This is a genomic window from Paenibacillus sp. JJ-100, from assembly GCF_948329825.1.
In the GTDB taxonomy this organism is placed as follows: domain Bacteria; phylum Bacillota; class Bacilli; order Paenibacillales; family Paenibacillaceae; genus Paenibacillus.
Map to the genome: position 1 here is coordinate 237,501 of NZ_CAOJCM010000001.1, position 26,210 is coordinate 263,710.

Annotated in this window: 27 protein-coding genes; 21 read left to right on the forward strand and 6 right to left on the reverse strand. The window is 45.9% G+C overall.

Translation table 11 applies throughout. The annotated features are described in order from the left end of the window. Positions 1–104: 104 nt before the first annotated feature. The 9 genes from PQG66_RS01190 (at position 105) to PQG66_RS01230 (ending at position 10,000) form a co-directional block, all read left to right on the forward strand. Entirely contained in the window at positions 105–1,439 is a 1,335-nt protein-coding gene (locus PQG66_RS01190) for an MFS transporter (RefSeq protein ID WP_272034220.1), read from the forward strand. 298 nt (positions 1,440–1,737) lie between these two features. Then, positions 1,738–3,003, forward strand: coding sequence for a sulfotransferase family protein (locus PQG66_RS01195; protein WP_272034222.1), 1,266 nt, complete (start codon positions 1,738–1,740; stop codon positions 3,001–3,003). Further along, positions 3,003–4,934, forward strand: coding sequence for an asparagine synthase-related protein (locus tag PQG66_RS01200; RefSeq protein WP_272034224.1), 1,932 nt, complete (start codon positions 3,003–3,005; stop codon positions 4,932–4,934). Before PQG66_RS01195 ends, PQG66_RS01200 begins: the two co-directional genes overlap by 1 nt. 36 nt (positions 4,935–4,970) lie before the next feature. Further along, a complete protein-coding gene (locus tag PQG66_RS01205) occupies positions 4,971–5,108 on the forward strand; it encodes a paeninodin family lasso peptide (RefSeq protein ID WP_272034226.1) in 138 nt (45 codons plus the stop codon). Positions 5,109–5,248: 140 nt separating this feature from the next. Then, positions 5,249–6,193: an aldolase gene (locus tag PQG66_RS01210; protein ID WP_272034228.1), complete on the forward strand. Its 945-nt coding sequence runs from the start codon at positions 5,249–5,251 to the stop codon at positions 6,191–6,193. Further along, positions 6,190–6,489 carry a lasso peptide biosynthesis PqqD family chaperone gene (locus tag PQG66_RS01215; RefSeq protein ID WP_272034230.1) on the forward strand — a complete coding sequence of 100 codons (300 nt, stop codon included), beginning with the start codon at positions 6,190–6,192 and terminating at the stop codon, positions 6,487–6,489. Before PQG66_RS01210 ends, PQG66_RS01215 begins: the two co-directional genes overlap by 4 nt. A 4-nt stretch (positions 6,490–6,493) precedes the next feature. Further along, positions 6,494–6,976, forward strand: a complete 483-nt coding sequence (locus PQG66_RS01220) for a lasso peptide biosynthesis B2 protein (protein WP_272034232.1) — start codon at positions 6,494–6,496, stop codon at positions 6,974–6,976. A 46-nt stretch (positions 6,977–7,022) separates the two neighbouring features. Further along, positions 7,023–8,162, forward strand: coding sequence for a nucleotidyltransferase domain-containing protein (locus tag PQG66_RS01225; RefSeq protein WP_272034235.1), 1,140 nt, complete (start codon positions 7,023–7,025; stop codon positions 8,160–8,162). After that, complete coding sequence (locus PQG66_RS01230; RefSeq protein WP_272034237.1) at positions 8,159–10,000, forward strand: ABC transporter ATP-binding protein; 1,842 nt, start codon at positions 8,159–8,161, stop codon at positions 9,998–10,000. Before PQG66_RS01225 ends, PQG66_RS01230 begins: the two co-directional genes overlap by 4 nt. Before the next feature lie 149 nt (positions 10,001–10,149). Here PQG66_RS01230 and cysC read toward each other — a convergent pair whose 3' ends face one another. After that, positions 10,150–10,788, reverse strand: coding sequence for an adenylyl-sulfate kinase (cysC, locus tag PQG66_RS01235; RefSeq protein WP_272034239.1), 639 nt, complete (start codon positions 10,786–10,788; stop codon positions 10,150–10,152). A gap of 151 nt (positions 10,789–10,939) precedes the next feature. On the opposite strand from cysC, the gene PQG66_RS01240 reads away from it, so the two are divergent. Together PQG66_RS01240 and pdaA are read left to right on the forward strand one after the other, a co-directional pair. Continuing rightward, positions 10,940–11,353 carry a hypothetical protein gene (locus tag PQG66_RS01240; RefSeq protein ID WP_272034241.1) on the forward strand — a complete coding sequence of 138 codons (414 nt, stop codon included), beginning with the start codon at positions 10,940–10,942 and terminating at the stop codon, positions 11,351–11,353. A gap of 95 nt (positions 11,354–11,448) precedes the next feature. Continuing rightward, complete coding sequence (gene pdaA / locus PQG66_RS01245) at positions 11,449–12,228, forward strand: delta-lactam-biosynthetic de-N-acetylase (RefSeq protein WP_272034243.1); 780 nt, start codon at positions 11,449–11,451, stop codon at positions 12,226–12,228. Positions 12,229–12,450: 222 nt separating this feature from the next. Here the strand turns inward: pdaA and PQG66_RS01250 are convergent, their stop codons facing one another. Together PQG66_RS01250 and PQG66_RS01255 are read right to left on the reverse strand one after the other, a co-directional pair. Then, complete coding sequence (locus PQG66_RS01250) at positions 12,451–13,299, reverse strand: DegV family protein (RefSeq protein WP_272034245.1); 849 nt, start codon at positions 13,297–13,299, stop codon at positions 12,451–12,453. 109 nt (positions 13,300–13,408) lie between these two features. Then, positions 13,409–13,876 (reverse strand): hypothetical protein, encoded by a 468-nt coding sequence (locus tag PQG66_RS01255; RefSeq protein WP_272034246.1) that lies wholly within the window; start codon positions 13,874–13,876, stop codon positions 13,409–13,411. Between the two features lie 179 nt (positions 13,877–14,055). On the opposite strand from PQG66_RS01255, the gene PQG66_RS01260 reads away from it, so the two are divergent. Next, the gene (locus PQG66_RS01260; RefSeq protein WP_272034248.1) at positions 14,056–14,442 is read left to right on the forward strand and encodes a DUF423 domain-containing protein; all 387 of its coding nucleotides are present in this window, start codon (positions 14,056–14,058) and stop codon (positions 14,440–14,442) included. 127 nt (positions 14,443–14,569) lie between these two features. Here PQG66_RS01260 and PQG66_RS01265 read toward each other — a convergent pair whose 3' ends face one another. Continuing rightward, positions 14,570–15,115, reverse strand: coding sequence for a hypothetical protein (locus PQG66_RS01265; RefSeq protein ID WP_272034251.1), 546 nt, complete (start codon positions 15,113–15,115; stop codon positions 14,570–14,572). A 271-nt stretch (positions 15,116–15,386) separates the two neighbouring features. Between PQG66_RS01265 and PQG66_RS01270 the strand changes: the two genes are divergently transcribed. Continuing rightward, entirely contained in the window at positions 15,387–15,689 is a 303-nt protein-coding gene (locus PQG66_RS01270; protein ID WP_272034253.1) for a YunC family protein, read from the forward strand. Positions 15,690–15,798: 109 nt separating this feature from the next. Here the strand turns inward: PQG66_RS01270 and mtnA are convergent, their stop codons facing one another. Next, positions 15,799–16,860, reverse strand: coding sequence for an S-methyl-5-thioribose-1-phosphate isomerase (mtnA, locus tag PQG66_RS01275; protein ID WP_272034256.1), 1,062 nt, complete (start codon positions 16,858–16,860; stop codon positions 15,799–15,801). 29 nt (positions 16,861–16,889) lie between these two features. After that, positions 16,890–18,101, reverse strand: a complete 1,212-nt coding sequence (mtnK, locus tag PQG66_RS01280; protein ID WP_272034259.1) for an S-methyl-5-thioribose kinase — start codon at positions 18,099–18,101, stop codon at positions 16,890–16,892. A gap of 306 nt (positions 18,102–18,407) precedes the next feature. Between mtnK and PQG66_RS01285 the strand changes: the two genes are divergently transcribed. From PQG66_RS01285 to PQG66_RS01320, 8 genes are all read left to right on the forward strand, one after another. After that, on the forward strand, positions 18,408–18,869 hold the full coding sequence (locus tag PQG66_RS01285; protein WP_272034261.1) for a Dps family protein: 462 nt from the start codon (positions 18,408–18,410) through the stop codon (positions 18,867–18,869). A 147-nt stretch (positions 18,870–19,016) separates the two neighbouring features. Next, positions 19,017–19,595: a DUF1802 family protein gene (locus PQG66_RS01290; RefSeq protein ID WP_272034263.1), complete on the forward strand. Its 579-nt coding sequence runs from the start codon at positions 19,017–19,019 to the stop codon at positions 19,593–19,595. 431 nt (positions 19,596–20,026) lie between these two features. Then, positions 20,027–20,809 (forward strand): Fe-S cluster assembly ATPase SufC, encoded by a 783-nt coding sequence (sufC, locus tag PQG66_RS01295; protein WP_272034265.1) that lies wholly within the window; start codon positions 20,027–20,029, stop codon positions 20,807–20,809. 26 nt (positions 20,810–20,835) lie between these two features. Further along, positions 20,836–22,140: a Fe-S cluster assembly protein SufD gene (sufD, locus tag PQG66_RS01300; RefSeq protein WP_272034267.1), complete on the forward strand. Its 1,305-nt coding sequence runs from the start codon at positions 20,836–20,838 to the stop codon at positions 22,138–22,140. Next, positions 22,137–23,357, forward strand: a complete 1,221-nt coding sequence (locus PQG66_RS01305; protein ID WP_272034269.1) for a cysteine desulfurase — start codon at positions 22,137–22,139, stop codon at positions 23,355–23,357. Before sufD ends, PQG66_RS01305 begins: the two co-directional genes overlap by 4 nt. Beyond that, positions 23,347–23,778 carry a Fe-S cluster assembly sulfur transfer protein SufU gene (gene sufU / locus PQG66_RS01310; RefSeq protein ID WP_272034271.1) on the forward strand — a complete coding sequence of 144 codons (432 nt, stop codon included), beginning with the start codon at positions 23,347–23,349 and terminating at the stop codon, positions 23,776–23,778. The genes PQG66_RS01305 and sufU overlap by 11 nt, the downstream gene beginning before the upstream one ends. Positions 23,779–23,798: 20 nt before the next feature. Continuing rightward, positions 23,799–25,196: a Fe-S cluster assembly protein SufB gene (gene sufB / locus PQG66_RS01315; RefSeq protein WP_272034274.1), complete on the forward strand. Its 1,398-nt coding sequence runs from the start codon at positions 23,799–23,801 to the stop codon at positions 25,194–25,196. A gap of 170 nt (positions 25,197–25,366) precedes the next feature. After that, positions 25,367–26,080: a M23 family metallopeptidase gene (locus PQG66_RS01320; protein ID WP_272034275.1), complete on the forward strand. Its 714-nt coding sequence runs from the start codon at positions 25,367–25,369 to the stop codon at positions 26,078–26,080. The last annotated feature ends 130 nt before the right edge of the window (positions 26,081–26,210 follow it).

A 26,210-nucleotide genomic window follows, 5' to 3' on the forward strand; every position in this document is an offset into this window, starting at 1 on the left:
ATTTTACAAAAATGATGATCAACTGTGAGCAATTTCCTTTACAATAGAGAAAATAGACTCATTTTGAACATCGAACCCTGATGTGTGTAAAGGACGGATGAAGTGTGGATAAACGTGCAGTAAAAGCCTGGATTATGTATGACTGGGCCAATTCGGCTTATGCAACAACGGTGCTGGCAGCTGTGCTGCCTGTATTCTATGCTTCTATAGCTGCGGCAACCTTGGATAAGGATACTGCGGCTTCCTACCTCGCCTATACACATTCCGTCGGAATGTTGTGTGTCGCGCTATTAACACCGCTGCTGGGAACTTTAGCGGACCTGTCTGGGCGAAAAGGAGATTTCCTGCGCGTATTTGCGATAACGGGGATCATGGCAACTCTGGGATTCAGCGTCATTGGAGAAGGGGATTGGCTACTTGCATCTGTCCTGCTGGTGTTATCCACGATTGGGTTTGCTGGCGGGAATACGTTCTATGATGCCATGCTACCGGATCTGGTTCCTGCGGAGCGAAGGGATATGGTATCTTCCAAAGGGTACGCCTATGGTTATATCGGCGGAGGGCTGCTGCTGGCCATCAATCTGTTAATGATTCAGCAGCCGGGCTGGTTTGGCATGTCAAGTACACTTGCAGGCACGAGGCTTGCATTCATTTCGGTTTCGCTGTGGTGGCTGTTGTTTTCCCTCCCGATCTTCCGGCATGCACCGAGAAGACCGGCTTCCGCTGAACTGCCAGCTTCCTGGATAGGTTATACGAAGGTTGGTATACATAGATTAAGGCAGACCTTCGGACAGATCAGACGTTTTCCGCAGCTGCTTCGAATGCTGCTTGCTTTCTGGTTTTTCAACGACGGAATCAATACGATTATTCTGATGGCAACCATCTACGGAACCAGCATCGGTATTGGCACGTCGGATCTGATGCTCGCGCTGCTGCTCACGCAGTTCATCGGATTTCCGTGTACACTGCTTCTGGGCGCGTGGGCACAGCGGTGGGGAGCGAAGCAAGTTCTGCTGGTGAGTCTAAGTATCTACATCTGTATCGTTATTCTTGGATATTTTATGACGCAAGCTCTTCATTTTTATATCCTCGCAGGATTAGTTGGCGTTGTGCAGGGGATAAGTCAATCGACGGCACGTTCGCTGTTCAGCAATCTGATGCCATCTGGACGAACCGGTGAGTACTTTGGATTTGTAAATATTACTGGCAAGTTCGCCTCGATCTTTGGACCATTTGTATTCGGTTATGTGGGACAGATCACGGGTTCTTCCCGTTGGGGTATTCTGTCGCTGATCTTCTTTTTTGTAGCAGGTATTGTTTTTTTATTGACAGTGAATGTACAAAAAGGCATACATGATGCCCGATTGGCCGACCAGGAAGAGCTGGAGCGTGGCATGGAAATGCTGGGGAAAGGGAAAGGCGTTCATTTTACTGGTTAAGTATTCTTTCGTTATCGTTGTTCATCAAATCATACTCCTCGCTTCAGGTACTGTTCATGACAGAGCAGATCCCTGGAGCTTTTTTACGTTGAGCCGTATTCCGCAAGAGGTGAGCAAATAAATTATGAAAAGGTGAAAATAAAAGATTGACATGATACATTTTGTATCATAGAGTAAAGATGTAAATACATATTGTATCTTAGAGTGTCGAAATGACCTGTCATATGCAGGCCTATGTTACTCCGGTCGATCCGATCCCACATCTTATTCTTATAAATATACAGAGGAGAGGCTGCCATTGATAGATACGCAAGGAAACGGACTTGTCTTTTTGTTATGCATCCCCCGCAGTGGCAGTTCGTTATCCACCGTTATGCTGCAAAACCATAGTCGTATATTCGCTACGCAAGAGATGTGGTTTCTGATGAATCTCGTCGATTTGTCCAAGGCTGACTCTCGCGCTTACGGTGGTAGTTCTATCATCCGTCAATTTTATCAAGCGATGGTGTCCGAAGATGTTTTCGAAAAGGCATGTAGAAGCTTTGCTCTTGAAATATACAATGGATTCCTGGAAGGGAGCGGAGCAGACTTCATCGTAGATAAATCTCCGCGTTATTATTATATGCTTGAATGGCTGGATCGGTTGTTTCCGCAGTCCAGACGCATTCATCTTCAGCGTAATCCCCTTTCTATAGCGGCATCCTTTAAAAAAGTAGATCGCCATACCGGCGAAAGTTTTGATCTCATTCAGAGTCTGAATCATCCGAAGCTCCATATGAAAGCTATTGATCTGACGTTAGGCTTAACTCGTCTAAATGATTATTTCGCAGAGCCTCATCCACTTGCATATGAACTCAAGTATGAGCAGCTGGTCATGAAACCACAGGAGGAAATGGAGAAGTTATGTGGCTTCCTAGGACTTTCTTATGAACAAGGTATGGAGCAGTATGGACAGTTTGTTCACAGTACGAAAGCTGACATGTTCTACAGCATGGGTGTTGGGGATCCTTTCCTTTCATCTCATCAGGAAGCCCACCAAGGTTCTGTTAACAACTGGAAAAATATACTAGATCGGCAAGAGGTTGAATGGTATTGTCGTGTCCTGGGAGCCGATCTGTTCGAACGTATGGGATACGGTGAACAGCTGCAAGAAGCCGAACGATGGACGGGAGTCCAGTTCCAAGCTGAGCCAGATCAGGAAGTGCTGGAGCGACTTCAGCAGCAGCTGACGGCGGCAACAGATTGTCGTTGGCAGCAGAACTACCGACTAAGAGCGCCAATAGATGGCGTGGAGAATCGTGCTTCACTTCAGAGCAGTCCAGATAGCCAGGAAGCTGCAAAGATCGACCCAACACTAGCAGCGATGGCTACGATCCGGCAGTTGCAGGCAGCTCTTCGTGCAGCGGATCAGCGGCTGGAACGAGGGTATTCGGAACGAGAGCGTTTGAAGAAGCAACTTGATTCCGCCCAAAGCAAGCTTAAGCGGATCAAATCATGGATACCATTCGGTCATCAAATCAGCGCATGGGCATCTCAACGCAAAATCGTTCGAGGAGGAAAGTAATGAGTGCCATAGCCGGAATTGTACATAGGGATGGTCAGCAGGCGCTATGGGAGGACAGCTGGCGGTTATACGCAAGTCTTGGACATATCCCAGCAGATACAACGGGGGTATGGAAAGGGGATGAAGCCTTCCTTAGCTGCCATGCCCAGTGGATTACGCTAGAGTCTGTCAACGAAAAATTGCCTTTACATGATGAAGATAGTCGATTAATCATCACTGCCGATGCCATTCTGGATAACCGGGAGCAACTGGCAGATCAGTTGCAGATTTCAAGAGCTGAGCTGTCTACGCTGGCAGACAGTCAGCTGATTCTACGGGCATATCAGCGCTGGGGAGAACAGGTGGCTGGTCATCTGTTAGGCGATTTTGTATTTGCAATCTGGGATGAACGGCGCCATACCTTGTTTGCCGCAAGGGATATCACAGGCATGAGGGCGTTCTACTATCGTCATGATGGTTCACGGTTTGCCTTTTGTACGTTGATGAAGCCATTGCTTGAGCTTGAAGGTGTCCAGAAATCACTCGACGAAAGCTGGTTATCCGAATTCCTGGCTATTCCGGATATGCATGACTCGGTAGATATTCATTCCACGGTTTATCGTGGCGTAAATCAGCTTCCATCTGCACACACATTGACGTTTCGGAACGGGAAGATCGAACTGAAGCATTACCATCGCTGGGATGACGTTGAACCGCTTCGGCTCAAATCGGATGATGAATATGTGGAAGCTTTTCGCGATGTGTTCAGTCAAGCTGTAGGTTCGCGCCTGCGAACCCACAGACAAGTGGCGGCGGCATTAAGTGGTGGATTGGATTCTGGAGCCGTTGCCGGTTTTGCATCTGGAACGCTCCGTAATCAGGGGAAACAGCTTCATGCTTACAGCTATGTACCTGTTCCCGACTTTACGGATTACACGCCCAAGACGTTACTTGCTGACGAGCGGCCATTCATTCGTTCCACGATCAGTCACGTAGGTAATATCGCGGAGAACTATCTGGATTTCGAAGGACGCAGCCCGCTCAGTGAAGTGGATACATGGCTCAATATGATGGAGATGCCTTATAAATACTTTGAAAATTCATTCTGGATCCGTGGATTCTATGAGAAAGCGAGTGAGCAGGATGCAGGTATTCTGCTCACAGGCGCCCGTGGTAATTTTACGATCTCGTGGGGACCTGCGCTTGACTATTATGCCAGTTTGCTGAAAAGCGGAAGGTATTTCCGCTGGTTCCGGGAGATGCAGCAGTACAGCGAGCGTACAGGAATGGCATTCTCAAGAATTGCCCGCATCACAGGACGTAAAGCCTTCCCTGACTGGTTTAAAGGGAACAACAAGGCGACAGTACAGCCTGCAGGCGCGCAATTAATTCATCCTGAATTAGCCCAAAGAACAGGGGTAATGGAGCGACTCAAATCTATTCTGGTGTTGCAGGGTGGAGCACGAGCCGATGCCCTTCAGGTACGAGCTGACAAGTTCAACAATTTGGCGATAGCCAATAAGAATGGGGCTGTCGCTACAAAATGTTCTCTTCGCTATCGGGTATGGGAACGTGACCCGACGAGTGATCCAAGAGTCATCCGATTTTGTCTCTCTGTACCGATTGAGCAGTATGTCAGACATGGCACGGATCGATCTCTGATTCGCCGAGCTACTTCACCGGAATTGCCCGATAAGGTAAGGCTGAACCAGCGTGTTCGGGGCGTACAGCCTGCGGACTGGCTGCATCGTATTTTGCCTGACTGGCAAGCATTTACCTCAGAGATGCAGGCCTTGTGTTCTGACAGCCGGGTTGCCGGCATATTAAACACGGATCGCATTAGAACAGCCCTAGCTAATTTTCCAAGTCCTAAGGCCGAACTGGCGTCACACCCGGATTTGCGCCTAATGATGCACAGTTTGATTGTATACCGATTTATTCAGAAATTTTAACCTGCAGCAGAGCTCATATGAAAGGAGGTGAAAACAATGCAAAACGAAAAAAAGGAATGGCAAGCACCTGTACTTGAGGTATTGGATGTGAACGAAACAATGGCAGGGGTAGGGTACAGACAAATCGACTGGATTACTGCACACGATGCCGATATGTACGATCCAACGTCTTAATTCTGTTCATATTCCAAGCATGTCCATACTTAAAGGGCGGAAATGCAGACATCTCAGCTTTTTCGCCTCCGCCCTAATATTGAGCAAATGAATATCAGGGCTTTTTTTCATATCTAAAAACGAAGGAGGCCCCCTTATTGTTGCCTGTGCACTATGAAGCTTACGGTTTGCGCTGGTTGAGTCAGATCCCGATGCCCGAGTTGCAAAGTGCACCTCTGGATGCCGAAACGGAGCAGGGTGCAGTTGATGTACGGATCGAAACGTTCGATCTGACGGGACTGTGGAAGAGCTGGGATGTGGGCAACGACAACTTTGTAGCGCGGGACGGTTGTCTTTTTTTCAGAATCGAAGATACAGGATTATTTTTAATGGAACAGGGTCAACGCATCGTAATCTCGCCAATATCGGGAGCTGATCCGAAAAAAGTAAGGCTGTTTATCCTCGGGACATGCATGTCCGTGATTATGATGCAGCGCGGCATTCTTCCACTGCACGGGAGTGCAGTAGTTATTGATCAAAGGGCTTACGCGTTCGTCGGGCATTCTGGCGCAGGAAAGTCTACATTATCTGCAGCGCTCGCATCTCGTGGATATCCTCTTCTCACCGATGATGTGGTGGCCTTGACTTGGGATGCCGAAGGAAGAGCCATCGTGTCACCGGGATATCCACAGCAGAAATTATGGCAGCCCAGTCTGGATGGTTTTGGTATGGATCAACAGAACTACGCCACGGTGCACGCTGAAATCACGAAATATGCCATTCCCGTTCAACACTATTTTCATGAGAGAGCGGTGCCTTTAGCTGGAATCTATGAGCTTGTACCCCGGCCAGATCACGGATCGGGATCGGTTCATCTGGAAGAGGTTATCGGTCTCGAACGTCTTCACGTGCTGTGCTCTCATACCTTTCGTGCTGGACTGGTGACACGGCAGGGACTTGCTCAATGGTTGTTCGAAACGGTATCCAAACTCTCAGCTAGTGTGGAGATCAGCAGGATCAGCAGAACAGGGCAAGACTTTACAGCATTTGAGATGGTGGAACGAATCATCAATCATATACGCAAAGGAGTGCAAGTAGGAATATGACAGCTATTACACCCATCCATGCGAATGACGTGATATCACGGAAGGAAGGTAATCTGGTTAGTGATATGGGCGGCGAGAAGGTGATGATGAGCATTGCCTCCGGTAAATATTACAATCTGGGCAGCACCGGTGGACGCATCTGGGAACTCATCGCAGAGCAGCGTAAGCTGGAGGAATTGATTGAGGCGCTTGCTGTAGAATACGATATCCAACCGGAGCAATGCCGTGAACAGGTTGTGCCTTTTTTGGAGCACCTCTCACGTGAAGGATTAATCGATATTTCCCGCGGAGTCTAGGAAGATGTTTCGGAAAATAAAAGCGTATTTCTCGCTTCCAGCTCCGGTAAGGCAATTGATGTGGGAAGCTTACATCCTGCTGGGATGGGCACGAATTCAGAAGGCAAGGTCGTTTGCCAAGATTGCTCCGGGACTCGGAACGCCTATGGTGGAAACACCTATGACTGGTTTGAATCGAACTCAAGTGGTGGAGATCAGAAATATCTCAAAAGCAGTTATGCTTGCCAGCAAATATACGTTATGGGAAAGCCAGTGTCTTGTCATGGCTATAGCTGCGATGAAAATGTTGGAGCGTCGTCATATCGCAAGTACGTTATATATGGGCACGGCACGGAATAAGCAAGGACAACTGATGGCACACGCCTGGCTACGAAGTGGCAAGCTGATCGTAACTGGAGCAGATACGATGGATCAATATACGGTCGTCGGCGTGTTTGGTAAAGGGTGTCCTGAGAAGGGATCTGGAGAGATTGTCTATGACGCATGAAACTGAACTGTATTCTACAAGGTTTCCGAAGGAGCTTAAGTTCATCTTGAGCCTGCTTAGAGATGATCTGACGGATCTAACTTCTAAGGAGATGACGAGCCGGCTGCACGATATGGATTGGCCACTGTTTGTACAGCTTGTGTACCACCATCGTCTGTATTCGGTCATCTATGTGAGATTAAAACAGATGAATCTTCCGTCTGTTCCCCAGACGGTAATGGAGAGCTTGAAACAGCAGTATACGATCAACACGTTTCGTATGTTGCAACTCACAGCTGAAATGGAGCAAGTATGCGGGGCGTTTCGGGAACGGGGGATCCGCACGATTACACTAAAAGGGCCTGCTCTGGCGCATGACCTGTACGGTGATGTTTCTATGCGAACCTCCAAAGATCTGGATATTTTGATTCCAGTCCAAGAGGTCGAGGCAGCAGAACGTATTCTCATCGGGCTTGGTTACCAGTGCAAGGAGGGTGAGAGATCACTTACCGTTCGCAGTTGGAAGTGGCGGGAGCATCACATTTGTTATATTCATCCCGAGAAACGGACTCAAGTGGAGATCCATTGGAGGCTTAATCCCGACTCCGGCCGAGAAACAGACTTTGAGTTATTATGGAAACGCAGTCGCTTCAGCTCTTATACCCAGACACCTGTACGTATGCTCGAAAGAGAGGATCTATGGGTGTATTTAGTGACACATGGTGCAAGGCATGGATGGTTCAGATTGCGGTGGTTACTGGACATGGATCAGATGATTCGTACGATGCCACTGGATACAAAAAAGATAGAGCGACGTCTGAAAGCAGAGGGACGTTTATCCATTGGTTCCCAGACATTGCATCTTGCTTCGGGCCTGCTGCATACGCCGCTGAGTGACGATTACCTCTCCATCATGGCTATGAGTAACCGTGCTGGTCAGCGATTAGCGAGAGCCGGTGCGCTGTTTATGAATGACATGCTGGATAGTCCAGCAGAGTTGCCGAATTATCAATCGTATTTGTTTTCTCTTCGAAGTGTTAGGCAGAAATGGTTTTTCTTTATTGAGCGTTTATATCCGAGTACTTGGGACGTGCATCAACTGCCGCTTCCTCGCTCTCTGTACTTTCTATATTTCCCGTTACGTCCGTTTCTCTGGTTCTGGCGGCGCTTCAAAAAAAGCACGATGACAGAGAGGGGAAAAGTATGATCTCAGAACTGAAATATTTTATGCAAAAGCTGCATCATGTCTCGGGGCCCATTTTATATTGGAATCTGCTGGCTATGATCTCGATCGGTCTAATGGAAGGAATCGGCATCTACATGCTTGTTCCGATGCTGAGCTTAATCGGTGTTTTTGAGATGGGATCGACAGGTCTACATCTATCTTGGTTAAGCTCTATACTTCGCCAATTCTCAGAAAATAGTCAATTAATACTTGTTCTGTTCGCCTTTGTATTCATCCTCTCTGGACAGGCGTGGATGCAACGTCTCCAGACGATCCGCAATACCCGTATTCAGCAGCAATTCATACGAACGCTGCGTATGGAAACCTATAGCGCGATCCTTAGAGCGCAGTGGTCTTTTTTTCTCCAAAAACGAAAATCCGATTTTAATCATATATTAACGACTGAACTTGCCCGAGTAAGTCAGGGAACCAATCTCATTCTGCAGACGGTGGCCTCACTGATTTTTACAACCATTCAGATCGGTCTTGCTTTCTGGTTATCTGCCAGATTAACAACACTTGTGCTGATCTGTGGAGTGTTGCTATTTATCCTCCTGCGCAAGTTTGTTAGACGCGCTAAACAGATTGGGGATCAGACTTCGGAATATTCACAACATTATTATAATGGCATTACCGAGCATTTTAACGGAATCAAAGATATCAAAAGTAATATGCTGGAACACTCCCATATCCGCTGGTTTGAGCGCTTGTGCAGACAGATTGAATATAATGTGGTGCAGTTTAGTCAGCTAAATACAGGTACACAGCTCATTCATAGGATGTCAGCTGCGTTAATTATTGCGACGTTTATTTATCTATCTCTACAGGTAATGTCCGTGCCTCCAGCAAGTCTGCTATTGATTATATTAATTTTTTCACGATTATGGCCGAGGTTTACCGCCATTCAGTCCAATCTGGAGTACATAAGCTCGATGCTGCCTGCATTTCGGATGGTGAGAGAGCTGCAATTACAGACGGAGAAGAGCCGCGAGATCAATGAAGAATTCTCAATCGACCCAGAACCAGAACCGAAAAGAGGTGCGTCCGTTGCTCCCCCCATCGTTCCAATGGATCCCGTGGAAGCCATCACCTGCGAAAATGTTTATTTTCGTTATGAAGACAGCGACACTTACGCATTGAAGAACGTACAATCATCGATTCCAGCTCGGGGTATGACAGCGATTGTTGGTAAATCAGGGGCAGGTAAAAGCACATTAATTGATCTGATTATGGGTCTAATAAAGCCTGAGAGCGGACAGATCTTGATCGACGGAAAAGCCTTGTCAGAGGAGCAACTGTTAAATTGGCGTAGTTCTATCGGATACGTGTCGCAAGATCCCTTTTTGTTTCATACAAGTATTCGTGAAAATCTGCGGCTGGTTGACCCTAATGCAAGTGAGGAACAGATGTGGCGGGCACTTCAATTTTCTTCTTCAGCCTCATTTGTACAGAGACTTCCTCAAGGTCTGGATACGATTATCGGCGATCGGGGCATACGTCTTTCCGGCGGTGAGCGTCAGCGTCTGGTGCTAGCTCGGACCATGCTGCGCAATCCTTCCGTGCTGGTACTGGATGAAGCAACAAGTGCACTGGACAGTGAAAATGAACAGCACATTCATGAAGCGCTCGAACGACTGAAAGGACACGTCACTATTATTGTCATTGCCCATCGATTATCTACCATTCGAACCGCAGATCGAGTCATCGTTCTGGAAGAAGGGCGTGTCATTCAAGAGGGTGGATATCAGCAGTTATCATCCGACTCATCTGGGACGTTTAGCAAGCTGCTTCATATGCAGGCAGGTGCAGCAGGGCAATAGAAGACATATGAGCTTAAGAAAGGAGTGAAGAGTGAAGTAAAACAACAAAGGAGTAAAATAAAACAAGAAAGGCGTACCGCAAAGGGACGCCTTTTCTATCATTCATTTTTAGTAGATTGTAATTTGTAGATTAGTAGCTCTGAGGTCTACTAATATGTCAGGGCAGAATCGGTCTGTACAGGAAGATTTAAAGCGCCGATGTGTTGCAGATGTTCTACGATCTGTTGAACAGCTTCTGCAATGTTATATTGCTCTGTATCGATGATGAGTGAAGGGGACTTCGGTATGTCATAAGGGGCGGAGATTCCTGTAAAGTGAGGGATCTCACCATTGCGTGCCTTTTTGTAGAGACCTTTCGGATCACGCCGTTCACATTCCTCAATAGAACAGCGCACATAGATTTCGATGAAATCTTCTGGTTCGAATAATTGCTTAACCATCTCCCGGTCTTCTTCATGAGGAGAGATAAACGCCGAGAGTACAAGCAGTCCAGCGTCGACCATCAACTTGGACACTTCTCCAATGCGCCGTAGATTTTCTTGCCGATCCGACGAAGTAAACCCAAGATCGCGATTCAACCCATGACGGACATTATCACCATCAAGCACATAACAACGAACACCTTGTTCAGACAAGTAACTCTCCAGTGCAAAAGCAATAGATGACTTACCCGCGCCGGATAAACCAGTAAACCACACTGTGCGGCTGCGATGTCCGTTGAATCTTTCCCGATCCTGTCTACTTAAACTCGATGTTTGCCAGGTAATATTGCGTTCTTCATTTGACATGTCATCCCGCCTCTTCTAACCTCATGATTTGTATAATATTTTAACATATTTACTAGATTGTAGCATATAGAAATGTTCTGCAAAGATACAGCTTGAATGTTCTGTATATCGGGTATAGATGTGTATACATAGAGAGCAGGAGGGCAATACGATGAGTGATAACATTACCAATATACAAGTGGGCTTCAAATGCCCTGATTGCGGGCAGGAAGTAAGTTTATATTTTATACAGGAACAAGTGAATACGGTTCGCTGTGGTGGATGTCAGCGTGCTTATACACTCATGAAACCAACGATAGGCGATGAGATTTTGCTGAATTGGGAGCAGGAGGCACTGTACCATAAGCTGCGTGCAGAACGTTCTGAGCAGGATAATCACAGTATGTCGGCACTCATCATTAAAGTGATTGAGCTCTTGACCTGGCGGGATCAAGGAGATGGGCAGACCCGCGCAATCCAGACAGTCAAAGAATGGCTGGCTGACAGCGGCAAACCGCTGACTTTGCTGGAGCTTTTTCATCAACCGACATCCATCAAACACGAAAATAAACGGAACTCGCGCTAAATAATTACATAACATATACGTTCCTGTGGCATATTACCTGAAGGTGTTTGTGAACCTTGAAACAAACCGAATATTCAGGAACAGGAGCGGATAACATGAAGCGGTTGGTTCTATATCTGCTGCTCGGCTTGTTAATGATTAGCACGCTGGCATCTCAGGCAGAGGCATCTCCTATTAACGGAGCTTATCACTTTGGCTTCAAAAAAAGTCAAAATGGTCAGCTACCTTCCATTGATCAGGAAGGATTCAAGTCCATATTGGAACATAATCAAGCCATATTTTTGGGAGATACCAAACAAAAAGAACTGTATTTAACTTTTGATAATGGCTATGAGAATGGATTCACCCCTGCAATATTGGATGTGTTACGAACAAAAAAAGTGCCTGCTGCTTTCTTTGTCACGGGACATTATTTGAAGGATCAGCCTGAGCTAGTTAAACGGATGGCTGCCGAAGGGCACATCGTGGGTAACCATTCATGGAGCCACCCTGATATGACCCGAATTTCCAACGGACAAATCAAAGAGGAACTGGAAAAGGTGAAATCCGAAGTGAACCGCCTTACGGGACAACAAGCTACTTTTTTACGTCCCCCTCGAGGTATTTTTAACAATCGTACACTCGCTGAGAGTTATGCCCAAGGATATATTAATGTGTTCTGGTCTGTAGCCTATAAGGATTGGGACACCAATGTTCAGCGAGGTCCACAATATGCTCATCAGCAAGTGTTGAAACAACTTCATCCGGGAGCTGTCATTTTGCTGCATTCTGTATCCAAAGATAATACGGACGCACTTGGCTCTATTATCGATGAGGCTCGCAAGCAAGGTTATGTATTCAAAAGCCTCGAAGAGTTGAAAACAAAAACCTATTAATTCGGACAAGTTATTCGATTAATGGATCAGACAGGTGAATGTACCAAATGAGCTAAAGTCTTTTACAGGTACAGATACAGGTACGGAACAGGTAAAGTTCAACATAATCAGAAGGGCATGCCAAGCGAATCTGCTTAGCATGCCCTTTATGAGTTTGACACAGTCATCAAAGTATACATAGATTGCAGTTGATGGCCTGATTCAATATATACAATGTCACATCTAGTGTGTGGTGCTATAAATAATGCCCGTTGTTTTCGGACCACAATGACTGCAAATGACGCAGCCCGCCGTGGTTAATTCAACGCGTGCCCCGGTCTGTTCTTGCAATGTTTTTTGTAAGTTAAGCGCGTCTTCCTCAGCCATAGTGTGAACGACAATCACTAGGTCACGATCAATCTGTTCCTTATTACTGAGTGTGTTTTGTAACATCTGCTCCAGTGCCTTCTCCCGCTTACCTCGTACTTTATAAGCAGGGGTCATTTTACCATCAGCTACTCGAATGACAGGACGAATCTTAAGCAGACTGCCAATCAGGTTTTGCATCCCGGAGCAGCGTCCACCTTTATATAAGTATTCGAGAGTATCGATGACAAATTCTGTACGAACGTTCGATTTCATGGCTTCGATACGCTCTGTAATCTGAACCAGAGTCTGCCCCTGTTCTGCAGCGTGAACAGCTTTCATTACCATCAGGCCAATACCGGAGGAGAGGTTTTTGGAATCTACAACGGAGATGCGTCCCTCCGGAAATTCAGAACTGGCGAGCAGGGCATTCTGGTATGTTGAAGAAAGTTCAGATGATAAGGAGATATACAGAATATCGTCCCCTTGTTCTATGTAAGGTTGAAATGCGGTCATGAAATCTGCTGGCGAAGGTGCAGCTGTCTTGGGTAGAGAACCATCGCGGCTTACACGTTCGTACAATTGCTCTGGTTTAATCTCTTCTCCGTCCTTCAGGGATTCATCACCAAATACCACATACAATGGAACGATGCCGATGTCGTATTGCTGGATCCATTCAGGGGCCAGATCACTAGTACTGTCCGCAAAAATTTTGATTCGTGCCATCTTAATCTCCTTTAGAAAACAAATATTTGTCAGTTACACATAACGTGTAATAGGCAAGTATAGGCCGCCTGAGTTTTATTATAAAGAACCTTGCCTGTTATGCAAAGCATTACGTCAAGTAGATTTCTCTAAGTATGAGTCCGACGAACAGCAGAATAAATAGTGCATTCAGAATCAAGCCAATGATCGCGAATACCTTCCGGCGATTTTTGAGCACTAATCCAATGATACCGAGGATAACTCCAGACAGATTAAGAACCAGACAGACGAGAAAAGCTAGAGAGGACAGGACAACTGCCGGATGAAAAGCGAGATCCTCGCGGCTGAGTGACGAGCCCAGAAGTTGGAGAGTGTTGTTCAGAGCTAGAAAAAGTAAAACAAAGGTCGTGATATGCCCTAAAAGTGCTACCAACCCTACGATAAAACTGGATATTCCCGGTCCTGAATGCTTGAGTCGCTCAGCAGGTGTGCCGGGTAAGTCTGGCGGAAACGTGTTGCCAAGGGCATTAGGATCTGAATAACCGGAATGTGATGAGGTGTTGTTCATTTCTGAGTTGTTCGTGTTTTGATGGTCCATAGATGAGGACTCCTCCTTCTAAATATTGTGATATTCTGCGGTGGAATAAAAGCTATTACCCGATTTACCGTCCAGTGATAGATTGCGAAAGTAGATATCCATACGATGTTTCTTTTACTTTGGGTAGTGAATTCGCTACAATACATAGTATCAGAAACCTTTAAAGGGAGAGAGTGAACATGCAGCGTAGATGGATGATGGTTGGAGCCATATTAACCATGCTATCGGTGGCGATTGGTGCATTTGGCGCACATATGCTTAAGGACAGAATTGGCGCAAGTGCAATAGCTACATATGAAACAGGAGTGCAATACCATATGATTCATGCTCTGGGCTTGCTCATTATTGGATTAACGGCAGGCCAACTGGGAGCTTCGATGAAGCTGAGATGGGCAGCACGTCTCCTGTTTGCAGGAATTATCATCTTCTCAGGAAGCCTGTATATTCTTAGCATCTCAGGTATTAAGATCCTGGGAGCTATTACACCCATCGGCGGCGTAGCGTTTATCATTGGCTGGTTGTTATTCGCGCTGGATGTCTGGCAACGAGGCAAAAACAGTTTCTAACCGCATTCTTATTTATAATGAAAGAATAGCATAATAAAAGCAACCTGTGTCGAATGTCCAGCATTCTAGAACAGGTTGCTTTTTGAGTTGAATTATAAACTTGCATTGCCATTGCTAGATATAAGGGCTATGTCAAGAACTCATCAATTTCGTTGGTACGGAAAGTGTACACTTGTTTCTCGTCCACGTGATAGATGGTTACCACACTGTTATCCCGATCAAAGTTAAGAATACGACAAGGAATGCTTTGATGTTTGCCATTTTTGTTGTTCACAACAATTCGCGTGAGCCGATTTTCTTTGATTAATGATTCTATCCAGGCATCAAACGAACTAGCGTCAGCAACATGTGAAGTGTCGGAAGTTGTTTTTTTCTTAGAAGCAGAATCAACTGCTTTGTTTGGCTTAGTGGAGGTTAACTTTTCACCAGGTGATGGTGAGGACTCTTGTTTTTTTGGATCAGAGTCAGAGGTGATTTTCCTTGTCTCAAGCATCGTTTCAATGATTTTGCCGAGCTCTATTCCGGAGTGAATCCGAAAGTCCGCAACTTGTTCTTCTTTGTTAATGAACTCGATCAGGGACTGTAGTGCCAATGCATTTGAACGGCTCTTAATAAGTATATCGACATTAAATAAATAGCCGATTTCATCTTGATTGGATAAGGTTTGTTTCATTCATCCCAGCCCCGTTAAATAATGTATAAGTACCAACGTACTCTAGTATACTATAGCATTAATATACTGGAAATCATAGACCAAAGGGGGGGGATGTGTATTAAAATTAAAGGATTTTAATATTTCCAAAATGGGCCATCAGAGGATGATGTTGCAGCGATGTCTGTTTTTTATACATACTTTTGATTATGCACGGCAGGTGTCCACACAGTGTTTCGTCAAAAGGCATACAAATATCGGGATCTGTTGAATAGGAGGGAATCTCGATATTATGGTGACGATGGAACCCATTGTGGTGGGAGAGCATGTGCTCGTTGGGGTAGAGGTTAAACTTCCCAAGACGACATTGTTAACAATTAATACATCTAAGGGGTATATCATGTGCGGCGCTCTTGATGTGGGGTTGCTGAATGAGAAACTGGGTGACCGCAAAATTGTGGCTGCGCGGGCTGTCGGTGTGCGAACACTGGAGCAATTGCTTCATGCACCAATGGAATCAGTGACAACTGAGGCGCAGGCTATGGGCATTACAGTAGGAATGACAGGCGTAGAAGCGTTGTTAAAAATGATCTAAATCAAGTTTCAGGTTACACATGTCACAGTACGAAGAAGAACAAAAAAGGGACGAAGTCGGATGCGTCCGTCTTGTCCCTTCTTACTAACCCCCAAAGAAGGCCCCGGCTTTACGTAAATAAAGCGGCAAGGTTCTCCTGAAAAGGTGCACGAACGATGCCCTTTTCTGTAATAATCGCGGTCACGTACTCATTCGGCGTTACATCAAAGGCTGGATTAAATACCTTGATACCTTGTGGTGCTGTGCGTTTCCCGAATCCTTCGGTCACTTCTTCCGCAGCACGTTCCTCGATCGGAATCAAATCTCCGGAAGAGGTGGACAAGTCTATCGTTGATAATGGACTTGCTACATAGAACGGAATGTTGTGGGCTTTAGCGAGTACAGCGAGGCTGTAAGTACCAATTTTGTTAGCTACATCGCCATTCGCGGCTACCCGATCCGTACCGACGATAACAGCTTGTACCCACCCTTTGGACATGACCATTCCAGCCATGTTGTCACACAGCAGAGTTACATCTATTCCAGCTTGTTGCAACTCAAATGCTGTTAAGCGGGCCCCTTGCAGGACAGGGCGCGTTTCATCAGCGAATACTTTTAGATGAATCCCGCGTTCCTGAGCGAGATACATCGGAGCGGTTGCCGTACCGTATTTGGCTGTAGCCAGTCCCCCTGCATTGCAGTGAGTCAGCACACCCATCCCATCCTCAAACAAAGGCAGAGCATGTTCTCCGATCATGCGGCACACTTCTTCATCTTCCTTCTGAATCAGCAATGCTTCCACTTCAAGCGCATCCGTGCCTTCTTGCAGACTCAGGCCAGATTCAGCTGCTTGGTTAGCCTTTTGCATCATGCGATCTAGTGCCCAGAACAGATTAACCGCTGTTGGACGGGAGGTCGCCAGATGTGCACATACGGACTTAACGTGATCCAGCCAGCCTTGGATGGCTATACCATCATAAGCTTTGGCGCCCAGTACAACACCAAATGCTGCGGCAATACCAATGGCAGGTGCACCACGTACTTTCATCGAATGGATCGCTTCCCACACTTCTTCAGGCGTATATAGTTTCAGCATCAGAATGGTTTCTGGCAGTAGTCGCTGATCGAGCATTTCTAGCTTGTCCTTTTTCCAGTTAAGCGAAGACAGAGGCTGATGTTCTGGGGTTGTCATGGGTGTTCCTCCGTTCAATAATATTAGATTTAGACTGTGGTAAGAGTAGTAGATACTAGATCAAGCACCTCATTGATCGTGTTTACTTGGCGATTATTCTTGATAAGTGCTTTACCCACGGCCAGTGCCTTGCGCTGCGCGCGTTCACGTTCCGATGCATCTTCAATCGTATCAATATCAGCTACATGAGCAAGTCCTACGATACGGCGTACCATTTTGGTTCCAGCGAACCCGGTAGCATCTCGAAATAGTTGCTGTACATACATGTTTTGATATCCTGGCGTTTTAGCCATAGGATCTATGAGGCTGGAATCCCACAGGGCACGAAAACGGGTTTCGAATTCGTTCCAGACATCCTCTACCATGTGCAGTAACTCTGACTCACGTTCGCGCCGTGCGGATGGTTCTTTGATACGACCGGACAGCGAAACATAATGAAGCAGCAGGTTGGCCAATACGGCACCTACGTCAAACCCCATCGGACCGTAGAAAGCAAATTCGGGATCGATCACTTTCGTGGATTGAGGTGTGACAAAAATACTGCCTGTATGTAGATCGCCATGAAGCAGTGCTTGTCCATGAGTTAGAAACTTTTCTCGTAGCAAAGCAATCTCTAGATGCAGTTGTTCATCCGTACGAAGTGCTTCGGCTTCATCTTCTATAGCTGCATCATAGTTATTATTTATTGCAATACGATAAGGCTCATCGAAGATCAGATCTTCTGTTATTTTACATTGATCAGGATTAATGAATTTTCCCAGTTGCTCTTTCTTCTGCTGTTGGTTCATACCGAGATCTGAAGTGAAGAAGAGTGTTCTAGCCATAAATTCCCCGATGTGCTGAGCAAAAAGAGGATACGAAGCTCCATCGATTAGGCCTTTACGCATTATGACATGATCACTTAAATCCTCCATCACCGTTAGGGCGAGGTCATCATCATAATGATACACTTCAGGCACCATTCCAGGACATAAGCGGTATTCTTCCTGTAGAATTTCACGTTCAATTCGAGCTCGTACGAGCGAAAGAGGCCATGACTCACCAACTACTTTCGCATAAGGAAGCGCCTGTTTGATAATGATACTTTTATCGGAGTTCTGATCCGTGATGTGGAAAACGAGATTCAGGTTGCCGTCACCAATCTCACGACAATCCAGATTCGCATCTGCCGTAAATGGACCCGGTAATGTTTTGGATAATTCGATTGCTTCTTGGGGGGTTAAAGGATGATATTGAGTCAAAGATGCCACCTCCATATAAATGAAGAAACAGGAAAACCTACTTCTTTACTTGGTTTATGACAGTATATCGGATATGACGCGGTTTTTGAACTATTATTTGAGACAAGTTAGCATTGATGTGATTCGAAATACGGGCTTACGGGTAAAAATGAATAAGCCGGACGGTGAAATAATACCGTGCTGTATAAGACTTTTGTGAACTTTGCGCTAACTAAACATTTACTCTCTGACGTGCATACAAGAGACTTTAAATCCGGCGCTTAAAAGAAAAAAAACTAAAATTTTATGATAAGGATGGGATGAATAATGGCTACAAAAAACAAAACAGATCAAGCAAAATCGATAGAACAAGTACTTAATCGTCAGGTGGCGAACCTGAACGTATTGTATGTCAAAATCCATAATTATCACTGGTATGTAAAAGGACCTAACTTCTTCACATTGCACGTTAAATTTGAAGAGTTTTATAACGAAGTTACAGCTCAAATGGACGAAATCGCTGAGCGTATGCTCACATTGAAAGGTAGCCCAGCAGCGACAATGAAAGAGTATTTGGAGATAGCTTCCATTCAAGAAGCTTCTGGCAAGGAAGACGCCAATACTATGGTGCAAAACCTGATTGAAGACTTCGCGACTCTGTCTAATGAGTATCAGGAAGGGATTGATCTTGCCGAAGAAGCGGAGGATCAACCAACTGCCGATATGCTGACAGGCTTTAAAGCGGATCTGGAGAAACACATGTGGATGTTGCGCGCATACTTAGGCTAAGACCTCTAAGGTCTGCTGCTTGCCCTTCATGTCATTTCTTAATGTAACGAAGACGTCTCTCTAATGTAGGGTTTGCCGCTACAAGTTGTCAGAAACGCTTCTAGCGTCTATACTGCTGACAAGAGTGACGTGGGGGTGAAGAGAGCCATGTTAGAAAGAACAATGATACCTGCATTAAAAGAATGGGCTTCCGCCATCAAGGCGCTGGAAAATGGCCGACAGGTTATCGTGATGCGCAAAGGCGGAATAGTTGAGGAAACGAAACATTTTGAGTTGAAAAGTCCAGCATTTTACCTGTATCCGACTTATGAACATCAGCGTAAAGAACTGATCAAGTCCTCGGAGCAAACCTATGTTGAAGAGTCGCTGGCCGAATGGGTGCCTGATTCTTCAACAATCCGTATCACGGCGTATGCCGAAGTGACACAGGATTTGGAGATCCGAGATCAGGAGATGTTGGATCGACTTCTGGAATATCATATGTGGACGGCGGACTTTGCTGAATCCCGTTTGAAGTGGAAAAAGAAAGATCCGCTCCACGTCTTGATTTTACGTGTATATCGTTTGCAAGAACCGATGGAGATTCCAATTTTGCCTGAGTATAATGGCTGCCGTTCATGGATTTCCATACCGAATGGTCCAGTGACGCGCGAAATGACGCCGGTATTGGACGTTGCGGATTTTGCAGAACAGGTTCGGAAGATCAACGAAGCACTCAAAATGTAATATGCCTGTTCAAAAATTTAATGAAGAAATAGGGAGGACTTGTCCAGTTAATGGATAAGTCCTTTTTTAATTCAGTCCACATGCTAACAATTTGTGAATTTTGTGATTTATATCACTGTCTGGCATGAGAGGAGGTGCTTTCTCATTTGATTCAAACCAGCATTTATTATAGAATCAATAGGAATGATGTTTTCTATAAAGGACAAGTACTTATAGGAAATGACTTGATAATCAGTGAGAATCAGTTTAGAATTATTCTAAACTGATTACAACTCTGCAGCGCATGAAGAAGGGTTGTGATAGAGTTGTATGAAGTAAGAATGAACAAGAAGCAGAGAAAGTCAGGGGAAGCCCTGTTCAGATATAATAGGCGCTTTTTCGTTTTTCAACAGTAAAACATCAAAATTAATCAATGGAGGGAAACATTACACATGACTACGAATTTCGTCATTGAAGGTCTGAAAGCGACCATTGAAGGTAAGGAAATCCTGAAAGGCATTAACCTGGAAATGAAAGGTGGAGAAATCCACGCAATCATGGGACCGAACGGAACAGGTAAATCCACGTTGGCTTCTGCTCTGATGGGGCATCCTAAATATGAAGTAACAGACGGGACTGTTACACTCGATGGTGAAGATGTTCTCGATATGGCTGTAGATGAGCGCGCACGCGCAGGTCTATTTCTGGCTATGCAATACCCGAGCGAAATCGCAGGTGTAACGAATTCCGACTTCCTACGCAGTGCAATTAATGCTCGCCGTGGCGAAGGTAATGAAATCTCCCTCATCAAGTTCATTCGTCAAATGGAAGGCAAAATGAAAGAACTTGAAATGAACCCTGAGTTCGCACACCGTTACCTGAACGAAGGATTCTCCGGCGGTGAGAAAAAGCGGAACGAAATTCTGCAAATGATGTTGCTTGATCCTAAAATCGTAGTACTTGACGAGATCGACTCCGGTCTGGACATCGATGCTCTGAAAATTGTTGCAGAAGGTGTAAATGCAATGAAGAGCGAAGATCGCGGCTTCTTGATCATTACGCACTATCAACGCCTGCTTAACTACATCACTCCGGACTATGTACACGTGATGATGCAAGGACGCATCGTGAAGTCTGGCGGACCTGAGTTGGCTCAACGTCTGGAAGCTGAAGGTTATGAATGGATAAAAGCAGAACTGGGAATTACAGATGAAACTGTAGGTCAAGACGCGTAAAGACAAAAACGGAGGAGGGTAATACCATGACTACACAAACAATTCTTCCGGTTGAATCTGAAGCGCTTCGGGCCTTGTCGGAAAGTAATAATGAACCCGGCTGGTTGACTGAACAGCGGCTCGAAGCTTTGAAGCTTGCGAGTGAGCTGGCGCTTCCCAAACTGGAAAAACAAAAAATCGAACGCTGGAATATCAGCGAGTACGGCACATATAAAGCAGGCGAAGTGATTTCTTCCCTGGAAGAAGTACCTGCATCAATCAAAGAGTTGGTTCAAGAGCAAGCAGAAGGCAGCCTGGTGATCCAGCGCAACTCTGGCGCAGTATATTCCAAGGTATCTGCTGATCTGGCAGCCCAAGGCGTTATCTTCACGGATCTGGCTACAGCTGTTCGTGAGCACGGCGATTTGGTTAAACCTTACTTGAACACGGCGGTTAAAGCTGACGAACATTCCATTGCTGCGTTGCATGCAGCTTTGTGGAATGGCGGGGTGTTCTTATACGTTCCGAAAAACGTGAACATTGAAGTTCCGCTGCAAGCGGTACTTCTAACGGACGATGCTACGGCAACTTTTGCACCTCACGTTCTGGTTGTTGCTGAAGCGAACAGCTCCGTTACTTACGTAGATAACTACGTGTCTGGTGAGTTGTCTGCGCCGGTATTCCATAACGGCGTTGTGGAAGTATTCGTTAAACCGGGTGCAAAAGTACGTTTTGCAACGGTGCATCAGTTGAATGTGAACGTAACGGATGTATCTTTCCGCCGTGCTGTTCTGGAAAACGATGGCTCCATTGAGTGGATTGTTGGTGAGATGAACGACGGTGATACTGCAAGCAACACAATGAGTATCCTGAAAGGGAACGGATCGACTTCTGATTCGAAAGTTATTGCAGTCGGTTCTGGTTCACAGAAGATTAACTATACAACCGAAGCACGTCACTTCGGTAAAAATACGCCGAGTCAGATGATTACACGTGCAGTTATGCGTGAAGAGGCATCGGCAATCATCAACGGCATTACGAAGATCGAGAAAGGCGCAACAAGAGCGGATGGACAGCAAACCGAGAAGGTATTGATGCTGAGCCCTAAAGCTCGCGGAGATGCCAACCCGATTCTCTTGATCGACGAGGATGATGTAACAGCAGGTCACGCGGCTTCTGTGGGTCAAGTGAATGCGGAGCAAATCTATTACTTGATGTCACGCGGGATTAACCGTACGGATGCGGAACGTCTGATCATTTATGGCTTCCTCGCTCCGGTGGTGGCGGATATTCCTTTGGAAGCACTGCGTACCCAATTGCAGTCACTGATTGAGAAGAAGCTGGGACAATGAATCCATCTATTCGCGAGCAGTTCCCGATCCTCCACCAGGAAATCAACGGACACCCGCTCGTATATTTAGATAGCGCTGCGACTTCACAGAAGCCACGTGCTGTGATTGACGCGGTTAAACATTATTATGAATATGAAAACTCCAATGTGCATCGTGGTGTGCACACATTAGGTAGCCGTGCAACGGATGCCTACGAAGGTGCTCGGGAGAAGGTAGCCAAGTTTATCAACGCTCGTCGCACGCAGGAGATCATCTTCACACGTGGCACAACGACTGCACTTAATCTGGTGGCTTCGTCCTATGCCCGTGCCAACTGTAAAGAGGGCGACGAAATTGTCATCACCCAAATGGAGCACCACAGTAACCTGATTCCTTGGCAGCAAGTGGCCAAGGAGACAGGTGCCACATTGAAATACATTCCGCTTCAACCAGACGGTCATATTGAACTGGCTGATGTGGAGCAGACGATCACGAACAAGACTAAAATTGTCGCGATCGCATATGTATCCAATGTGATGGGTATCGTTCATCCGGTTAAACAAATTGCTGAAATTGCCCACCGCAACGGTGCTGTCATCGTTGTGGATGGTGCACAAAGCACTCCGCATATGAAGATCGACGTGCAGGATCTCGACTGTGATTTCTACGCGTTGTCCGGTCATAAAATGTGCGGTCCGACCGGTATCGGTGCACTCTACGGCAAAAAGGCGCTGCTGGAGTCCATGGAACCGATCGAATTTGGCGGTGAGATGATTAATGATGTAGGACTGTACGATTCCAACTGGAAAGAGCTACCGTGGAAATTCGAAGGTGGAACCCCGATTATTGCTGGAGCAGTAGGGTTGGGCGCTGCCATTGATTTTCTTGAACAGATCGGCATGGATGAAATCGCTCATCATGAAGGTGTACTGGCGGCTTATGCCACAGAACGTCTGTCGGAGATTGAAGGATTAACGATTTATGGTCCGGCTAAGCGTCATGTTGGCGTCGTTACGTTTAACCTGGGAGATGTCCATCCCCATGATGTGGCTACTGTGCTGGATGCGAGCGGCATTGCGATTCGTGCAGGACATCACTGCTGTCAGCCGCTTATGCGCTGGCTGGAAGTAAGTTCAACGGCTCGTGCGAGCTTTTATCTATACAACAATGAACAAGACGTAGATCGGCTAGTTAGCGCCTTAATCCAGACAAAGGAGTATTTTGGCGATGCAACTTGATGATCTGTACCGACGTGTTATAATGGACCATTACAAAAATCCGCGTAACCGCGGATCGTTTGACAATGATGTCGTCACGGTGAATTTAAACAATCCAACGTGCGGCGACCGGATTTCACTGCAGCTGATGTTAGATGACGGAATCGTTCAAGAGGCCATGTATACGGGGGAAGGCTGTTCGATCAGCATGTCTTCGGCATCGATGATGACGGAGGCTGTCAAAGGCAAGACGATTGAGCAGGCACTCGATCTGGCTAACCGTTTCTCCTCATTGATGAAAGGGGAAGAAGTCGATTTCGACGAGTATGAAGATCTCGAAGCCCTATCCGGTGTGAACAAGTTCCCTGCACGTATCAAATGTGCCACTCTGGCCTGGAATGCATTACGCAAAGGGATTGACGAAGAGGACAATGTACAATAACGATAGGGAGGTCGAGTAAGATGGCTAAAAAAGCACCAGAAATGGAAGAGTATAAATATGGTTTCCGCGATGAACATAAATCCATCTTTCAAACCGGTAAAGGTCTGACGGCGGAAGTCGTAACTGAAATTTCCCGGATTAAGAACGAACCGGAGTGGATGTTGGAATTCCGTTTGAAATCCTTGAAACAATTCGAAAAGATGGCTATGCCTAAATGGGGCGGCGATCTGGATGAACTGGATTTCAATGATATTCAATACTATGTTCGTCCTTCGGAAAAGCAAGGGAAAACATGGGAAGAAGTTCCTTCCGAAATCAAAGAAACGTTTGACAAACTAGGTATTCCTGAAGCGGAGCAAAAGTTCTTGGCTGGGGTATCGGCTCAGTATGAGTCCGAGGTAGTATACCACAACATGCAAAAGGAACTGGAAGACCAAGGCGTTATCTTCATGGATACGGATACGGCACTGAGAGAGCACCCGGAAATTCTGCGTGAATATTTCGCTACGGTGGTTCCGCCAGCAGATAATAAATTTGCTGCTTTGAACAGTGCGGTATGGTCTGGCGGAAGCTTCATCTACGTACCAAAAGGCGTAAAATGTGAAGTGCCTCTGCAGGCATATTTCCGGATTAACTCCGAAAATATGGGTCAATTTGAGCGTACACTGATCATTGCTGACGAAGACAGCTTCGTTCACTATGTTGAAGGCTGTACAGCTCCAATTTACAGCACAAACTCCCTGCACAGTGCGGTGGTTGAGATCATTTGTAAGAAAAATGCTCGTGTTCGTTACACAACGATCCAAAACTGGGCACCAAACATCTACAACCTTGTAACCAAACGTGCGGTTGCTGAAGAAAATGCAACGATGGAATGGGTCGATGGTAACATCGGTTCCAAACTGACGATGAAATATCCAGCGGTTGTACTGAAAGGCCGTGGAGCGAAAGGTTCCGTACTGTCCATTGCTGTTGCAGGTAAAAACCAGCACCAGGATGCAGGCGCGAAAATGATTCACTTGGCTCCAGATACAACTTCAACCATCGTATCCAAGTCGATTAGTAAACATGGTGGTAAAGTAACGTATCGTGGTCTGGCTTCCTTTGGACGACAAGCCGAGGGCGCGAAATCCAACATCAAGTGTGATACACTCATTCTGGACAATGAGTCCACATCGGATACGATTCCGTACAACGAAATCATGAATGATAATATCATGTTGGAGCATGAAGCAACGGTATCTAAAGTATCCGAGGATCAGCTCTTCTACCTGATGAGCCGTGGATTGACCGAAGCGGAAGCAACACAGATGATCATCATGGGCTTCATTGAGCCATTCACAAAAGAGTTGCCAATGGAGTACGCGGTTGAAATGAACAGACTGATCAAGTTCGAGATGGAAGGTTCCATCGGTTAATAAATATGTTAAGAAGGAAGATGAACTGTCATAGTTCGTCTTCCTTCTTTTTTTGTTTTGCTTTTGCAGATTAATTCATTCAATTCATTACATATCATAGTAAAATAAGACGAAAAGCACAGGCGATTTCATAGAGTCATGCATTATATGATAGAAAAGGATGTGATGCTATGAATGCAACCCCTTTCAAAGGATATCGCATTACCAGTTCATTCGGCTATCGAATTCATCCTATACATGGGGGTCAGACATTTCATCGTGGGATTGATCTGGTCACCGAGCCTTGGAATGGGCCAGTGTACGCCTTTCTTGAAGGGACAGTAGATTTTGCAGATGAAGGGCGCACTGGCTCAGGATTCGGGGGATACGGTCTTACAGTGGCGATGAGAGATCATCGTGGATACCTGCATTGTTATGCTCATCTTTCTCGCATGGCTGTCCGTGTAGGACAACGAGTGAAACGAGGACAGCTTATTGGGTATCAAGGAAGTACGGGACAGAGCACTGCTCCGCATGTACACTATGAGATTCGCAAAACAAGCTCACCTTCATATGGATTTACTGCAAGTGAAGATGGAGTTGTCGAGCCAGAAGCATATTTAATCAAAGAGTACGGAATGATCTCCCAGCAAGAGGAGGATCCGCCAATGACAAGTGAAGAAAAGCAACGGTTTACACTTATGCAGAAACAATTGGAACTTCAAGAGAGCTGGATTCAAGAGCAAAAACGACTATCACATATGAGTTGTCCTGTCTGGGCTCAGGAAGCGTTGAATTATTATCGTCCTTTTATTCAGGAGGACACAGGAAGTTATGACTTCTGGAGAATACTTGTGATCATGTATCGGAAAGAGAAGGGAATCCAAGTGCAAGAAAAGGATTGAAGCCAGAGAGCACGATTTAAAGAATAACATGCACCTTGTATGGGCGATGGACCAAATCCGGAAGATTACCGTTTTGCCCGTTCATTCGATGGAGGTGCAACATATGTTAGGGTATACCTGATAAAGAGGA

Coding starts and splice junctions, on each gene's coding strand:
- sufC (WP_272034265.1), top strand. CDS start 20,027: ATGACTACGAATTTCGTCATTGAAGGTCTGAAAGCGACCATTGAAGGT.
- PQG66_RS01200 (WP_272034224.1), top strand. CDS start 3,003: ATGAGTGCCATAGCCGGAATTGTACATAGGGATGGTCAGCAGGCGCTA.
- PQG66_RS01215 (WP_272034230.1), top strand. CDS start 6,190: ATGACAGCTATTACACCCATCCATGCGAATGACGTGATATCACGGAAG.
- PQG66_RS01320 (WP_272034275.1), top strand. CDS start 25,367: ATGAATGCAACCCCTTTCAAAGGATATCGCATTACCAGTTCATTCGGC.
- cysC (WP_272034239.1), bottom strand. CDS start 10,788: ATGTCAAATGAAGAACGCAATATTACCTGGCAAACATCGAGTTTAAGT.
- PQG66_RS01230 (WP_272034237.1), top strand. CDS start 8,159: ATGATCTCAGAACTGAAATATTTTATGCAAAAGCTGCATCATGTCTCG.
- PQG66_RS01265 (WP_272034251.1), bottom strand. CDS start 15,115: ATGAAACAAACCTTATCCAATCAAGATGAAATCGGCTATTTATTTAAT.
- PQG66_RS01240 (WP_272034241.1), top strand. CDS start 10,940: ATGAGTGATAACATTACCAATATACAAGTGGGCTTCAAATGCCCTGAT.
- PQG66_RS01260 (WP_272034248.1), top strand. CDS start 14,056: ATGCAGCGTAGATGGATGATGGTTGGAGCCATATTAACCATGCTATCG.
- sufD (WP_272034267.1), top strand. CDS start 20,836: ATGACTACACAAACAATTCTTCCGGTTGAATCTGAAGCGCTTCGGGCC.
- mtnA (WP_272034256.1), bottom strand. CDS start 16,860: ATGACAACCCCAGAACATCAGCCTCTGTCTTCGCTTAACTGGAAAAAG.
- pdaA (WP_272034243.1), top strand. CDS start 11,449: ATGAAGCGGTTGGTTCTATATCTGCTGCTCGGCTTGTTAATGATTAGC.
- sufB (WP_272034274.1), top strand. CDS start 23,799: ATGGCTAAAAAAGCACCAGAAATGGAAGAGTATAAATATGGTTTCCGC.
- PQG66_RS01305 (WP_272034269.1), top strand. CDS start 22,137: ATGAATCCATCTATTCGCGAGCAGTTCCCGATCCTCCACCAGGAAATC.
- PQG66_RS01250 (WP_272034245.1), bottom strand. CDS start 13,299: ATGGCACGAATCAAAATTTTTGCGGACAGTACTAGTGATCTGGCCCCT.
- PQG66_RS01220 (WP_272034232.1), top strand. CDS start 6,494: ATGTTTCGGAAAATAAAAGCGTATTTCTCGCTTCCAGCTCCGGTAAGG.
- PQG66_RS01270 (WP_272034253.1), top strand. CDS start 15,387: ATGGTGACGATGGAACCCATTGTGGTGGGAGAGCATGTGCTCGTTGGG.
- sufU (WP_272034271.1), top strand. CDS start 23,347: ATGCAACTTGATGATCTGTACCGACGTGTTATAATGGACCATTACAAA.
- PQG66_RS01285 (WP_272034261.1), top strand. CDS start 18,408: ATGGCTACAAAAAACAAAACAGATCAAGCAAAATCGATAGAACAAGTA.
- PQG66_RS01290 (WP_272034263.1), top strand. CDS start 19,017: ATGTTAGAAAGAACAATGATACCTGCATTAAAAGAATGGGCTTCCGCC.
- PQG66_RS01255 (WP_272034246.1), bottom strand. CDS start 13,876: ATGGACCATCAAAACACGAACAACTCAGAAATGAACAACACCTCATCA.
- PQG66_RS01205 (WP_272034226.1), top strand. CDS start 4,971: ATGCAAAACGAAAAAAAGGAATGGCAAGCACCTGTACTTGAGGTATTG.